Origin of the sequence: Micromonospora echinaurantiaca, assembly GCF_900090235.1 — a bacterium.
GTDB classification, from domain to species: domain Bacteria; phylum Actinomycetota; class Actinomycetes; order Mycobacteriales; family Micromonosporaceae; genus Micromonospora; species Micromonospora echinaurantiaca.
The window spans coordinates 1,497,304-1,509,715 of the sequence record NZ_LT607750.1; the positions used below are offsets into that span (position 1 = coordinate 1,497,304).

Sequence of the window (12,412 nt, forward strand, 5' to 3'; positions counted from 1 at the left end):
CCCGGCGGGCGCCGAAACGACCCGCGCCGCCCGGTCCGGCAACGGCCGCGGACGGTGTGAGAGGGTACGGCCGGCGGAGGGGGAGGACCGGTGCGAGCGGTACGAACGGGATTCCGGGACGAGTGCGCCCGGCTGGGCGAGGTGCTGCGCGACCTCGACGAGGCGGACTTCGACCGGCCCACCGGCTGCGCGCCGTGGACCGTGCGGGAGTTGCTCGCGCACGTGCGTACCGGCGCCGGGCGGCTGGTGGACATGCTCGCCGCGCCGGCCCCGGCCCGCGCCGAGGTGGACGCGGCCGGCTACTTCGGGGCCGCCAAGTTCGCCCCGGCGGTGGACGCCGACCGGATCGACGCCGGCCGGCGGGAGGCCCGGGAACTCGACGGGGCGGCGCTGGTCGCGGACTTCGACCGGGCCTGGCGGGCCACCCTCGACGCGGTCGACGCCCAGCCGCCCGGCCGGGTGGTACGCACCCGGCACGGCGACGCGATGGCGCTCGGCGAGTTCCTGCGTACCCGGGTGGTGGAGGTCGCCGTGCACGGCCTGGACCTGGCGGCGGCACTGGACCGGCGGCCGTGGCTCACCCCGGCGGCGGCGGAGGTCGTCGCCGACCTGCTCACCGGCGGCCACCCGGCCCCGGCGGAGCTGGGTTGGGACCGGCTGACCCTGATCCGCAAGGCGACCGGCCGGGCCGACCTCACCGACGCCGAGCGGGCGGCCGTCGACGCCGCCGGCTTCCGCTGGCTCTCCTTCGCCGGCTGACCACCGCCGCCCGGGGCCAGCTGTCACGTCCGGCAAGCCCGCCCGGAACCGGATCTTCCCGGAGTACCAGGGCGGCTGGTCCCTAGGACGCCTGGCGGACGGCCATGTCGGCCAGCCAGACGTCGGCCAGGTCGCTGAGCGGGACGTCGAGGGCCTGGCTGAGGCAGACCACCGTGCCGAACGCCGGTGCGGGAAGACGACCCGCCTCGATCTTGCGCAGCGTCTCGGGGGAGATGCCGGCTGCCAGGGCCACCTCGACGAGGCTGCGGCCGGCGCGTGCGGTGCGGAGGGCGGCTCCGAGGCGCTGGCCCGCTGCGATCTGTTCGGCGGTGAGTGGTTGGCGAACCATGCCAGCAGGATATCCCTCCGGAGCGTCCCGCCCCGGCGTGGTATGAAAATCCCGGTATAAAAATACCGACCGTGGGAGGGAAGCTGTCGTGATCGAGCTCAAGTCCGCCGAGGAGATCGGCCGGATGGCGGTGACCGGCGAGTTCGTCGGCGAGCTGCTCGCCGAGCTGAGCGAGGTTGCCGCCGTCGGCGTCAACCTGATGGACCTCGAACACTACGCCCGCCGCCGGATCCGCGAACGCGGCGCCGAATCCTGCTACTGGGACTACGCCCCGTCGTTCGGCCGTGGCCCCTTCCGCAACGTGCTGTGCCTGTCGGTCAACGACGCGGTGCTGCACGGCCTGCCGCACGACTACGTGCTGCGCGACGGTGACCTGCTCAGCATCGACATGGCGGCCAGCATCGACGGCTGGGCCGCCGACTCCGCGATCTCCGTCATCGTCGGCATCGCCGACCCAGCCGATGAGAAGTTGATCGAGGCCACCGAGGTCGCGCTGGAGGCCGGCATCGCCGCCGCCCAACCCGGCGGCCGCCTCGGCGACATCTCCGCCGCGATCGGCGAGGTCGCCCACTCCTACGGCTACCGCGTCAACGCCGAGTTCGGCGGTCACGGCATCGGCCGCACCATGCACGAGGCCCCGCACGTGGCCAACAACGGCCGCGCCCGGCGCGGCCTGAAACTCCAGCCCGGCCTCACCATCGCCATCGAGCCGTGGTTCTGCCGCTCCACAGACAAGATCACGTTCGACAGGGACGGCTGGACGATCCGCTCCGCCGACGGCTCCCGTACCGCCCACTCCGAGCACACGGTCGCCATCACGGCTTCCGGCCCTCAGGTCCTGACCCGCCGGCCCACCGCCGGCGCCGCCTCGGCCGATCCCACCAGGAAGTCCGCCACAGCCTCCTGACCCACCGCCCGCCCCGGGCGGGACTCAGGGCGTTCCGAAAACGATCCGGACCGGTCGACCTCAGCTGCCGGCCCGGGGCGCGGGCACCTGCGGCACCGCCTTGCGCAGGTGGTCGAGCACCACCGGGTCGATCCGCCCGGGCACCAGCCGCTCCTCCAGGTTCTCCATCCCCGCCCAGGAGAAGAGCGCCTCCTGCGGGTCGGCCGGGTCGACCGGGTGACCCAGCGCGGCCAACAGCCCGGCGACCTCCGCGGCGACCGCACCGGTCAGCTCCAGCAGGGTCGCCGGGTCCGGCCGGCTGAACAGCAGGGTGTGCACGGCGAGCAGCCGGCCCAGCTCGGTCACCGGGTCGGCGTGGTCGTCGACCCGCAGGTCGACCAGCGCGTCACCGGTGCCGCCGTACCCGCCGCCGCGCTCGACCACCAGCAGCCCGGCGCTCTGCCGCCCGCGCCGGTCACCGCCGGCCTGGTCACCGGCGCGCAGCGCGGCCAGCAGGCGCTCCGGGAACGGCAGGGCGCCGCCGCCCAGCCAGGCGTCCCGCATCGCATCGATCACCTGCGGGCCGGCCAGGATGTTGCCCTGTGCCGCCCAACCGTCGCCGGCCTGCCCGCCGGCCCAGTCGTGGCACATCGGCCCGGTGAAGGTCGCCCCCGGCCCGGTGGCGGCGACCACGCCGAGCTGCCGGTGGTCCCGGTCCGGGTCGGCGGCGACCAGCCCGGCCACCACGTCGGCGGCGGCCACGCCGGTGCGCAGCATGGTCAGCCCCTGCGGGCGGTAGGCGAGGTTCACGTGGGCCTGGGTGGCGAGCGCGCCGACCTCGGCCTCGGCGGCCGGGACGAGCGCCCCGGCGGCGAGGAACCTGCTGGCCACGGCGACGCCGTGCAGGCGGCCGTCGGCGGAGCGGGCGACGATGGAGAAGGTCACGCGTTGGAGATTAGCGCCCCCGGCCGGGTATGCATCGGCGCCGCTGGATGCCCGCTCAGAACGGCGGGCCGCCGCCGCGGGCGAGGTGTGCGCGTGCGGCCGGCCGGCCGGCGGCCGGGCCACGTCGGGCGCCCCGAGGCCCCGCTCCGCTGCTGTCGGTGACCGGCTGGCCGGTACCTACCGTCATCGCGGTCTCCACCGGCCGCCCTCGGGCGTTCTCCCGGCGCCCCCAGCGCGTCCTGCCGCCGGGCTTGAAGACGGAGAGGACCGTCGCGGTCCAGAGCAGGGCGAGGAACAGCGCCATGGCGCCGACCAGCAGGATCCCGGTTCCGCCCGGCTCGGCGGCCGGGTCCTCGCTGCGCGCCATGAGTTCGTCGATCCACGGGCCCTCGAAGGTGGCGAGGACCGGCAGGCTGAGCGCGATGATCAGCTTGGCGAGTACCCAGCGGTGCTTGATCAGCCCCCAGGGCGTGCCGAGCGACACCACCACACCGGTGATGATCGCCAGGAAGACGCTCGGGATCGCCAGCGCGATGTTGAAGGTGTCCATCAGCACGTAGGCCCCGTGCCGCACCTCGTGCCGGTCCGTGGTCACCCCCACGATCGACAGCACGAGCATCGCCAGGGAGACGCCCAGCCAGCCGACGCCGATGCCGATGTGCAGGGTCAGCCACACCTTGCGGGCCACCCGTCCGAGCCGCGGGAAGCGCGGCTTCAGCCCGACCGCGATCATCGTCGACAACAGCATGCCGAGCCACGGCACCTGGTGGGCGAGCAGGAAGAGGAACTGCGCGGGAAGGAAGAGCAGGTGGAAGACGATCAGGATCCGCCGGGCGGGTGCGGCGCTCGCCGCGCGGCCGAGCGCGAACCAGCTGCCGAAGGAGAGCACCGCGGCGGCCGCGTACCCCACCGTGCCGGCGGTCTGGAACAGGGGATGGTGGGCGTCCTGCCGCAGCGTGATCAAGGCCCCCGCGACGAGGGCGAAGACCCCGAAGGCGACCTGCAGGTTTCTGGGGCCGACCGATCGGCCGAGCCGTTCGCGGATGAGCATGCGACCAGCGTCGCCGGTCGCACCGGGCCAGGGCGTCGGCCGATCCGGGAGCGCGGATCGTTGGATCGGCTGTGAATTACCGGGGTCGCGTACAACTTTCTGCTGACGCGAACACCACCGCGAGTGCCTAGCCTGGGAGCACGATGACCGCGCACGACCCGCACCCGGCGACGCCGTGGTCCCGCCGCCCGGTGACCGACACGGCGGTGGCGCTCGTCGTCGCGGTGCTCACGGCGACCGGCGAGTTCGGCACCGACTTCTTCGGGCCGACGCTCGCCGGGCTCGACGACGGCGTCCCGCCGCTGTGGCTCGGCCTTCCGCTCGCCGTCGGAGTCGGGCTGCTGACCAGGTGGCGGCGCCGGCTTCCGGTGATCGTGCTGGCGGGGGCGCTGCTGGCCAACGCCCTCGTGCCGGCGCATGCGGCCGTCGCGGTCGCGCTGTACACGCTGGCCGAGCGCACCACCGCCTGGCCCAAGGTCACCGCCGGTACGCTGGCGTCCGCCGTCCTGGTGGGCGTCCCGCTCTGGTGGTTCGCCGGAGCCGACGGCGCGGTCCCGATCAGCATGGCGGTGTGTGTCGCGCCGGCGCTGCTGGGCATGTACGTCGGCACCCGGCACGAACTGGTGGAACGCATCCGGGAGCGGGCGGAACGCATCGAACGTGAGCAGCAGCAGCGCGTCGCCCGGGCCCGCAGCGACGAACGGGCCCAGATCGCCCGTGACATGCACGACCTGGTCACGCACCGGGTCTCCTTGATGGTGCTGCAGGCCACCGCCCTGGAGGTGGCCAAGGGCGAGGAAGCGGTCGCCATCGGAAAACAGCTCGGAGCGACCGGCCGCGAGGCACTGGCCGAACTCCGCTCCCTGGTGGCGGTCCTGCGCAACGACGACGACGCCCCGCTCGCTCCGCACCCGGGGCTCGCCGAGCTGGACGGCCTGATCGAGGAGTCCCGACAGGTTGGCATCCCTGTCACCCTCGACGTGGCGAGCCCGGCGGGGGAACGGCCCCCGCTGCTCGTGGAGCACACGGCCTACCGGTTCGTCCAGGAGGCGCTGACCAACGTGCACAAGCACGCACCGGGGGCACCGACCCGGGTGCGGGTCCAGCAGACCCCGCACCTGCTGCGGCTGTCGGTCAGCAACGGCCGGGGGCGGCCGGTCACCGATGCGTCGCTGCCGGCCGGCGGCCACGGGCTGCTCGGGCTCGCGGAGCGGGTGCGGCTGGTCGGCGGCGAGTTCACCGCGGGCCCCACCGCCGACGGCGGCTTCGAGGTGACCGCCGAGGTGCCGATCTTCCGGTGGGAGGACCGATGACCTCTCCAGCCGGCCCGATCAAGGCCCTGATCGTCGACGACGAGTGGATGGTGCGTTCGATGCTGCGCACCATCATGGAGGCGGCGCCGGACATCACGGTGACGGGGGAGGCGTCCGACGGCGTCCAGGCCGTCGACCTCGCCCGGACGCTCCGGCCCGACGTCGTCCTCATGGACATCCGGATGCCGCGGGGCGACGGGCTGGCGGCGACCGAGCGGATGGCACGGCTCGACCCGCCGCCGTACGTGGTCGTGCTCACCACCTTCGACCTCGACGAGTACGTGCACACCGCGCTCCGCAACGGCGCCGTCGGGTTCCTGCTGAAGGACGCGTCGGCCGACGACATGCTCGCCGCGGTGCGCAGCGCGGCGCGGGGCGACGCGATGATCTCCCCGCGCGTCACCCGCCGGCTGCTCCGGACGTTCGCCGAGCCGACCCCGGACCGGCACCGCGACGCCGAGCGGCGGCTCGCCGTCCTCACGGGGAAGGAACGCGAGGTGCTGGTCGCTGTCGGCGGCGGTCTGTCGAACACCGAGATCGCCGCCACGCTCTACATGAGCGAGGCGACGGCGAAGACCCACGTCAGCCGGATCCTCGCGAAGCTGGGCCTCGCCAACCGGGTGCAGGCGGCCATCCTGGCGCACCAGGCCGGCCTGCTCGACTGATCCCCGGCCCGGCCCGGCCCGGCCCGGCCCGTGCGCCGATCGTTGTCTCTGGCGCAACGATGGTTGCCGGAACCGTCGTTGATCGTCATCCCGCGGTCACGCAAGGTTGTTGTCGTACCCCCGCACAGCGCAAAGGACGACGACGTGACGTACCGGAAGATCGTGGCTGGCCTGTTCATCTCGGCCGACGGCGTGGTGAGCGCACCCGAGCAGTGGACGTTCCAGCACATGACCGAACAGGCCACGGCGGCGATCGGCGCGATGATCGCCGACGCCGACACCCTGCTGCTGGGCCGCCGCACCTACCAGGAGTTCGCCGGGTACTGGGCAACCCAGACCGGCCCGATGGCCGACGCCCTCAACGGCATCCGCAAGCTGGTGGCCTCCACGACGCTGACCGTGGCCGACTGGACCAACAGCGAACTGCTCGACGGCGACCTCGTGCGGCGGATCACCGAACTCAAGGCCGCCCCCGGCCGCAACATCAACATCTCCGGCAGCGTCTCGGTCGTCCAGACCCTGTTCGAGGCCGGGTTGATCGACCACCTGCACCTGATGACGTTCCCCGTCGTGCTCGGCGGCGGAACCCGGCTGTTCCCGGCGGACGGCAAGCGCGTCGCCATGAACCTCGAGGACTCCACGACGTTCGACAGCGGCGTCGTGCACCTGCACTACCGGATCGGAGGCTGACCAATGTCGTTCCAGGCGTACCTCGATGCCATCGAGGACAAGACCGGCAAGACCCCCCGTGCCCTCGTCGACGAAGCCAAGCAGCGCAACTTCGACGCGGCCGACGTGAAGTCCGGCGTGATCGTCGACTGGCTGAAGAGCGAGTACGGCCTCGGGCGTGGGCACGCGATGGCCCTGGTCCACGTGATCAAGAAGGGGCCGACGATCAGTACGAAGCACGTCGGCTCGACCGGTGTACACCGCGACGCCACCGACACCCTGTGGCTCGACGGCAAGGCCAGCCGCCCGACCTGACACCGACGTCAGTTGCGGTGCCGCAGGCTCAGAACGGCGGGGCGGCCGCCTCCGGTGGGCCGCCCCGTGCCCGGCGGGCGTCGGCCACCGCGACCGTCGCCAGCAGCACGGCGGCCACCCCCGAGGCCACCAGCGACGCGGCGTGTAGCAGGACCGGGATCGACCCCAGCAGGACGAGGGCCACGACCCACCGGGACGGCGACACCCGGCCGAAGACCTCGTACTCGAACCGGGCCCGGCCGGCGAGGAAGAGCACCGGCCCGCCGAGCACCATCGCCAGCCAGGCCACCTCCGGGCGGTCCAGGGGATGTTCGATGACCAGTTCGTAGCCGATCGCCGTGGCGGTCAGCCCGATCACCATCACCAGGTGGGTGTCCGCCGCGGACCGGCCGATCGCGGCCGGCTGCCGGGCCTGGGCGACCGCGTGGCCGAGGATCTGCCCGGCGCGCTGCACGTAGATCCGCCAGAGCACGATCGAGGTGGCCAGCGCCACCCCGAAGGCCACCATGCGCGTGCCGTAGTACGGGCCGGGGCTGTAGGCGAAGCCCGCCACCAGGATCGTCTCGCCGAGCGCGATGAGGAAGAACTGCTGGTACCGCTCGGCCAGGTGCTCGCCGCCGATGTCCCACTTGGAGACGGTGGAGCGGCCCAGCCCCGGCACCGGCCACCCGAACCGGCCGGCAAGGTACTCGACCGCGAGCGCGGTGGTCCAGAGCAGCGCCTGCGGGTTGGTCGGCAGCAGCGCCCCGACGATCCAGAGCGTCCCGGTCGCGGCGAACACCACCGCCATCCGCACCTTCAACCGGCGGTACGGGTGCCGGCCCAACGCGAGCACCAGGATCAGCGGACGGGAGACCTGCGCGACCACGTACGCCACGGCGAACATCAGCGCGGTGTCGGAGAACGCCCGCGGGATCGCCACCCCCATCACCATGCTGGCCACCAGGGCGGTGATGACGATGCACTGCAACCAGAAGTGGTGGGGGTCGTACCGGCTGGTCGTCCACGCGGTGCCCTGCCACACCCACCACAGCGCCAGGAGCAGCAGCAGCGTCTTGGCGCCCCCGGTGACCGCGTCCCAGCCCTGCGCGCCGCCCGGCTCCAGCGCCAAGTCCTCGAACGCCCGGGCCGAGATCCGGGTCAGCGCGAAGACGTAGACCAGGTCGAAGAAGAGCTCGAGGAAGGTCGCCCGACCGGCGGCGCCGGGCGAGGGCAGCAACCGTCCACCGCCCTGGGCGGCCATGGTCAGCCCGCCCCGCCGTCACACACGCCCATCCCGCAGTCGTAGCACCGGCACCCGCCCGCCCGTCCGGCAACCGGGAAACCGGCGGGCGGAATCTTGATCCGGGTCGCGCCGAGCGGGCACGATCGACCGGTGACGAAGCGATGGGGAATGACGGTGCCGCTCGGTGGGATCCCGCTGGCCGACCACGCGGCGGTCTACGCCGCCCTCGACCGGGCCGGGTTCACCGACGTCTGGTCCGCGGAGGTGAACGGGGCCGACGCGTTCACCCCGCTGGCGCTCGCCGCCGCCTGGCAGCCCCGGCTGCGCCTGGGCACCGCGATCACCCCCGCCTTCACCCGGGGGCCCGGGTTGCTGGCGATGAGTGCCGCCGCCCTCGCCGACGCCGCGCCCGGCCGGTTCGCCCTCGGCATCGGCGCCTCCTCACCGGTGGTGGTGGGCGACTGGAACGCCGTCCCGTACACCGAGCCGTTCCGCCGCACCCGGGACGTGCTGCGCTTCCTGCGCGCCGCGCTGGCCGGCGAGACGGTGGACGGGGCGTACGACACCTTCACCGTGCGTCGGTTCACCCTGGAGCGGCCGCCCGCTACGCCGCCGCCGGTGCTGCTCGCCGCGCTGCGCCCCGGCATGCTGCGGCTGGCCGCGGCCGAGGCCGACGGCGTCATCCTCAACTGGCTGGCCGCCGACGACGTGCCGCGGGCGCTCGGCGCCACCGGGCAGCGGCGGCCGGGGTTCGAGGTGGTCGCCCGGATCTTCGTCTGCCCCACCGAGGACGCCGCGCACGCCCGCGCCCTGGGCCGCCGGCTGATCACCAGCTACCTCACCGTCCCGGCGTACGCCGAGTTCCACCGCTGGCTGGGCCGGGAGGAGGTGTTCGGGCCGATGTGGCGGGCCTGGGCGGCCGGTGACCGGCGCGGCGCCGGCGCCGCGGTGCCCGACGAGGTGGTGGACGCGCTGGTGCTGCACGGCTCCCCCGAGCGGTGCCGGGACCAGGTCGCCCGCTACGCCGACGCCGGGGTGGACGTGCCGGTGCTGGCGCTGCTGCCCACCCCCGAACTGGCCGCCGGCGGCGCCGCGGCGCTGGCCGATCTCATCGGCCGGCTCGGCCCCGCCCGGGTCGCGGCGCACGGCGGGTGGGAGAGCTGAGGTGAACCTGACCGACCGGATCGCCGTGATCACCGGTGGGGCCGGCGGGATCGGCTCCGCGCTGGCCCGCCGGTTCGCCGCCGAGGGCGCCGCCGCCGTGGTGGTGGCCGACCTCGACGCCGACGCCGCCGACGCGGCCGCCGCCGGCATCGGCCCGGTCGCCCACGCCGCGGCCGTCGACGTCACCGACGAGGAGCAGGTCCGCGCGCTGGTCGCCGACACCGAGCGGCGGTACGGCCGGATCGACCTGTTCTGCGCCAACGCGGGCGTGGCCACCGGCGGGGGAGTGGAACTACCCGACGCCGACTGGGACCGCGCCTGGCGGGTGAACGTGCTCGCCCACGTCTACGCCGCCCGGGCGGTGCTGCCCGGGATGCTGGCCCGGGGTGGCGGCTACCTGCTGGCCACCTGCTCGGCGGCGGGCGTGCTGACCGCTGTCGGCGACGCCCCGTACACCGCCACCAAGCATGCCGCGGTCGGCTTCGCCGAATGGCTCGCGGTCACCTACCGCGACCAGGGCCTGCGGGTCAGCGCGCTCTGCCCGCAGGGGGTGGACACCCCGATGCTCGCCGACGGGCTGGCCGCCGGGCACCTGGGGGCGCGGGTGATCGCCGCCTCCGGGGCGGTGCTCAGCCCGGACCAGGTGGCGGACGCGGTGATCGCCGGGCTGGCCGAGGAGCGGTTCCTCATCCTGCCGCACCCCGAGGTCGCCGGGTACGCCCGCCGCCGCGCCGAGGACCCCGACGGCTGGCAGGCCGGCCTGCGCAAACTCGTCCGCCGGCTGCGCGGCTGAGGCGCCCACCGCCCCGGCTTGTGTCACGACGGCACACTGCACCCCATGGAGGCTGTCCTCGGTTCACTCGTCGGAGGGGTGCTCGCTATCGCCGGTGGTCTGCTGGTGGCGCTGGCGACCGTCCGCCATGAACGCCGCCGGTGGCAACGGGACGCGGAGCTGAAGGCCGCCATCGACCTGCTGTCGGCGTTGCAGTCCCTGGTGCGGCGGTTGATGAACCTGGCGTACCTGGAGGACAAGCGCGGCGACGAGGCGGCGGCGGCGATGGCGGACTACCGGGAGGCGACGATCGCCTGGAACAGCGCGATGTACGCGGTGCTGCTGGTCGGGTCGCCGGCCAGCACCGCGCTGGTGCCCGACCTCGACCGCGAGGTCGACCGGTTGTGGGAACGCGCGATGGCCCGCCGGTGGACCCGCGCGGAGTTCCGCGAGGAACGCAAGTCCCTCGGCCAGCTCGCCGCCCGCTACCTGGCCACCAACCGCACCCTGTCGGGGCACGACGGGATCGCGCTGCGCTCGCTGTGGACCTGGGACGAGTCGCCCGCCGCGGTCACGGATCGCTGAGTCCGGCCGGCCGGCGCGGTGTCGCCCCGGTCGCGGCTGCTTCCACGGCCGCCTCAGCCACCCGGGCAGCGGGTGTCACCGCCGCTGCGCTCCTGACAGACGGTGGGCGCCGGTGGCGGGGGAGGTGGCGGGTTCTGCATGCGGTACGCGTCCGCGGCCACCGGCGCGACGAGCGCGCCGAGCACGATCGCCACTGCCAGGCAGACCGCTCCGGTGCGGACCAGGCGACCGGTGAACGCGGCGACGGCGACGACGATCGGCCCGCCCACCGCCACCAGGGCCAGCAGCAGCGTCGCCCGGGCTGCTTCCCGTTCCGCCGACCGGGTTCCTTGGCCGGAGTGCTGGTCCGCCCAGCCCGCCAGGCCGATGCCGAACCACCACCACAGCGTCGCGAGTACTGCGACCACCCAGGCCAGCGTGAGGAGAGCGACGGTGGTCGGAGCCCAGCGGGACGTGGCGGTCGACGTCATGGCGCGACGATAGGGTCGCTCACCGCCGGCCCGCCTGAGTGCCGGTACCCAGCCCGACCGGCACGACACCGCGTCCTCTCAGAATCGTCGGATGGCGATGCCTGAGCAACGGATGTGCTGCCGGTCACACGGGGGCGCCGGCGGCTCCTCGTCCGCCGCCGGATGCAACCGGCCCGAGCGGGTCGCGCGTGTACCCGACGATGGAAACCTCGACCAGGCCCTCCGAACGGCTGCTCCAACCGGAAACCCGCGACGGCTCACCACGACCGACCACCACTCGCCGCGCCTTCCTGGCGATGGCGGCCGCGCTACCCGTCGCCGGCTGCGCCACCACCCCCGCGGCCGGCCCCACCGAAGCCGCTTCCGCCACCACCGCACCTGCCACGGCCAGCCCCGCCGCCACCCCGCCAGACCACCCACACCACCGGCTGACCGAGCTGGAGCGCCGGTACGACGCGCGCCTCGGCGTGTACGCCCTCGCCACCGGCACCGGCACGACGATCGCCCACCGGGCCGACGAACGGTTCGCGTTCTGCTCCACCTTCAAGGGCCTGGCCGCGGCGGCCGTGCTGCACGCCAACCCGCTGTCCCACCTGGACACGGTCGTCCGGTACACCGAGCACGACCTGATGAAGAGCTCCGCCATCACCCGGCGGCACGTCGCCACCGGGATGACGATCCGCCAGCTCTGCGACGCCGCGGTCCGCTACAGCGACGGCACCGCCGGCAACCTCCTGCTGCGCGACCTCGGCGGCCCGGCCCGACTGACCGCGTACCTGCGCGGCCTGGGCGACCCGGTCACCCGGATGGACCGCATCGAGCCGGACATCGTGACCGCCATCCCCGGCGACCCCCGCGACACCACGTCACCCCGCGCCATCGGCGCCGACTACCAGCAGATCGTGCTGGGCGACGCCCTGCCACCCGACAAGCGCGCCTTCCTCCGCGGCCTGCTGGAACGCAACGCCACCGGCGCGGGCGCCCGACGCGTCCGGGCCGGCGTACCGAAGGGCTGGACCGTGGCCGACAAGACCGGCACCGGCGACTACGGCACCCTCAACGACATCGCCCTGGTCTGGCCACCGGGCTCGGCGCCGCTGGTCATCTCGATCATGTCCAGCAAGGCCACCCGCGACGCCGCGTACGATCAGGCACTCATCGCCGAGGCCGCCGCCTACGTGGTGGCCACCCTCACCTGAGCGGCCGGCACCCGCACCCCGCCCAACCAGACCAGTGACACCACA

15 protein-coding genes are annotated in these 12,412 nt (G+C 74.0%); 10 read left to right on the plus strand and 5 right to left on the minus strand.

Annotated elements, in window-relative coordinates:
* The first annotated feature begins 90 nt into the window (after nucleotides 1-90).
* Nucleotides 91-759, plus strand: coding sequence for a maleylpyruvate isomerase N-terminal domain-containing protein (locus GA0070609_RS06900; RefSeq protein ID WP_088993034.1), 669 nt, complete (start codon nucleotides 91-93; stop codon nucleotides 757-759).
* A gap of 82 nt (nucleotides 760-841) precedes the next feature.
* On the opposite strand, the gene GA0070609_RS06905 is transcribed toward GA0070609_RS06900, so the two are convergent.
* Entirely contained in the window at nucleotides 842-1,108 is a 267-nt protein-coding gene (locus GA0070609_RS06905; protein ID WP_088993035.1) for a helix-turn-helix domain-containing protein, read from the minus strand.
* An 88-nt stretch (nucleotides 1,109-1,196) separates the two neighbouring features.
* Between GA0070609_RS06905 and map the strand changes: the two genes are divergently transcribed.
* Nucleotides 1,197-2,015: a type I methionyl aminopeptidase gene (gene map, locus GA0070609_RS06910; RefSeq protein WP_088993036.1), complete on the plus strand. Its 819-nt coding sequence runs from the start codon at nucleotides 1,197-1,199 to the stop codon at nucleotides 2,013-2,015.
* A gap of 60 nt (nucleotides 2,016-2,075) precedes the next feature.
* On the opposite strand, the gene GA0070609_RS06915 is transcribed toward map, so the two are convergent.
* On the minus strand, nucleotides 2,076-2,939 hold the full coding sequence (locus GA0070609_RS06915) for a DUF1028 domain-containing protein (RefSeq protein WP_088993037.1): 864 nt from the start codon (nucleotides 2,937-2,939) through the stop codon (nucleotides 2,076-2,078).
* Nucleotides 2,940-2,994: 55 nt separating this feature from the next.
* Nucleotides 2,995-3,990 (minus strand): hypothetical protein, encoded by a 996-nt coding sequence (locus GA0070609_RS06920; RefSeq protein ID WP_197700219.1) that lies wholly within the window; start codon nucleotides 3,988-3,990, stop codon nucleotides 2,995-2,997.
* 143 nt (nucleotides 3,991-4,133) lie between these two features.
* Between GA0070609_RS06920 and GA0070609_RS06925 the strand changes: the two genes are divergently transcribed.
* From GA0070609_RS06925 to GA0070609_RS06940, 4 genes are all read left to right on the plus strand, one after another.
* The gene (locus tag GA0070609_RS06925; protein WP_197700220.1) at nucleotides 4,134-5,303 is read left to right on the plus strand and encodes a sensor histidine kinase; all 1,170 of its coding nucleotides are present in this window, start codon (nucleotides 4,134-4,136) and stop codon (nucleotides 5,301-5,303) included.
* Nucleotides 5,300-5,968 (plus strand): response regulator, encoded by a 669-nt coding sequence (locus GA0070609_RS06930; RefSeq protein WP_088993038.1) that lies wholly within the window; start codon nucleotides 5,300-5,302, stop codon nucleotides 5,966-5,968. The genes GA0070609_RS06925 and GA0070609_RS06930 overlap by 4 nt, the downstream gene beginning before the upstream one ends.
* Before the next feature lie 144 nt (nucleotides 5,969-6,112).
* On the plus strand, nucleotides 6,113-6,658 hold the full coding sequence (locus GA0070609_RS06935; RefSeq protein WP_088993039.1) for a dihydrofolate reductase family protein: 546 nt from the start codon (nucleotides 6,113-6,115) through the stop codon (nucleotides 6,656-6,658).
* Nucleotides 6,659-6,661: 3 nt separating this feature from the next.
* Nucleotides 6,662-6,952: a DUF4287 domain-containing protein gene (locus GA0070609_RS06940; protein WP_088993040.1), complete on the plus strand. Its 291-nt coding sequence runs from the start codon at nucleotides 6,662-6,664 to the stop codon at nucleotides 6,950-6,952.
* A gap of 28 nt (nucleotides 6,953-6,980) precedes the next feature.
* Here the strand turns inward: GA0070609_RS06940 and GA0070609_RS06945 are convergent, their stop codons facing one another.
* Nucleotides 6,981-8,195 carry a low temperature requirement protein A gene (locus tag GA0070609_RS06945; protein WP_088993041.1) on the minus strand — a complete coding sequence of 405 codons (1,215 nt, stop codon included), beginning with the start codon at nucleotides 8,193-8,195 and terminating at the stop codon, nucleotides 6,981-6,983.
* A 150-nt stretch (nucleotides 8,196-8,345) separates the two neighbouring features.
* On the opposite strand from GA0070609_RS06945, the gene GA0070609_RS06950 reads away from it, so the two are divergent.
* From GA0070609_RS06950 to GA0070609_RS06960, 3 genes are read left to right on the plus strand one after another with little or no spacing between them, the layout of a single operon-like run.
* On the plus strand, nucleotides 8,346-9,341 hold the full coding sequence (locus GA0070609_RS06950) for an LLM class F420-dependent oxidoreductase (protein WP_088993042.1): 996 nt from the start codon (nucleotides 8,346-8,348) through the stop codon (nucleotides 9,339-9,341).
* Between the two features lies 1 nt (nucleotide 9,342).
* Nucleotides 9,343-10,134 carry an SDR family oxidoreductase gene (locus GA0070609_RS06955; protein WP_088993043.1) on the plus strand — a complete coding sequence of 264 codons (792 nt, stop codon included), beginning with the start codon at nucleotides 9,343-9,345 and terminating at the stop codon, nucleotides 10,132-10,134.
* Nucleotides 10,135-10,179: 45 nt separating this feature from the next.
* Nucleotides 10,180-10,698: a hypothetical protein gene (locus GA0070609_RS06960; RefSeq protein ID WP_157748071.1), complete on the plus strand. Its 519-nt coding sequence runs from the start codon at nucleotides 10,180-10,182 to the stop codon at nucleotides 10,696-10,698.
* Nucleotides 10,699-10,751: 53 nt separating this feature from the next.
* On the opposite strand, the gene GA0070609_RS06965 is transcribed toward GA0070609_RS06960, so the two are convergent.
* Nucleotides 10,752-11,168 (minus strand): DUF6234 family protein, encoded by a 417-nt coding sequence (locus GA0070609_RS06965; RefSeq protein ID WP_088993045.1) that lies wholly within the window; start codon nucleotides 11,166-11,168, stop codon nucleotides 10,752-10,754.
* 296 nt (nucleotides 11,169-11,464) lie between these two features.
* Between GA0070609_RS06965 and bla the strand changes: the two genes are divergently transcribed.
* Nucleotides 11,465-12,367 carry a class A beta-lactamase gene (gene bla / locus GA0070609_RS06970; protein WP_088993046.1) on the plus strand — a complete coding sequence of 301 codons (903 nt, stop codon included), beginning with the start codon at nucleotides 11,465-11,467 and terminating at the stop codon, nucleotides 12,365-12,367.
* Nucleotides 12,368-12,412: the final 45 nt, after the last annotated feature.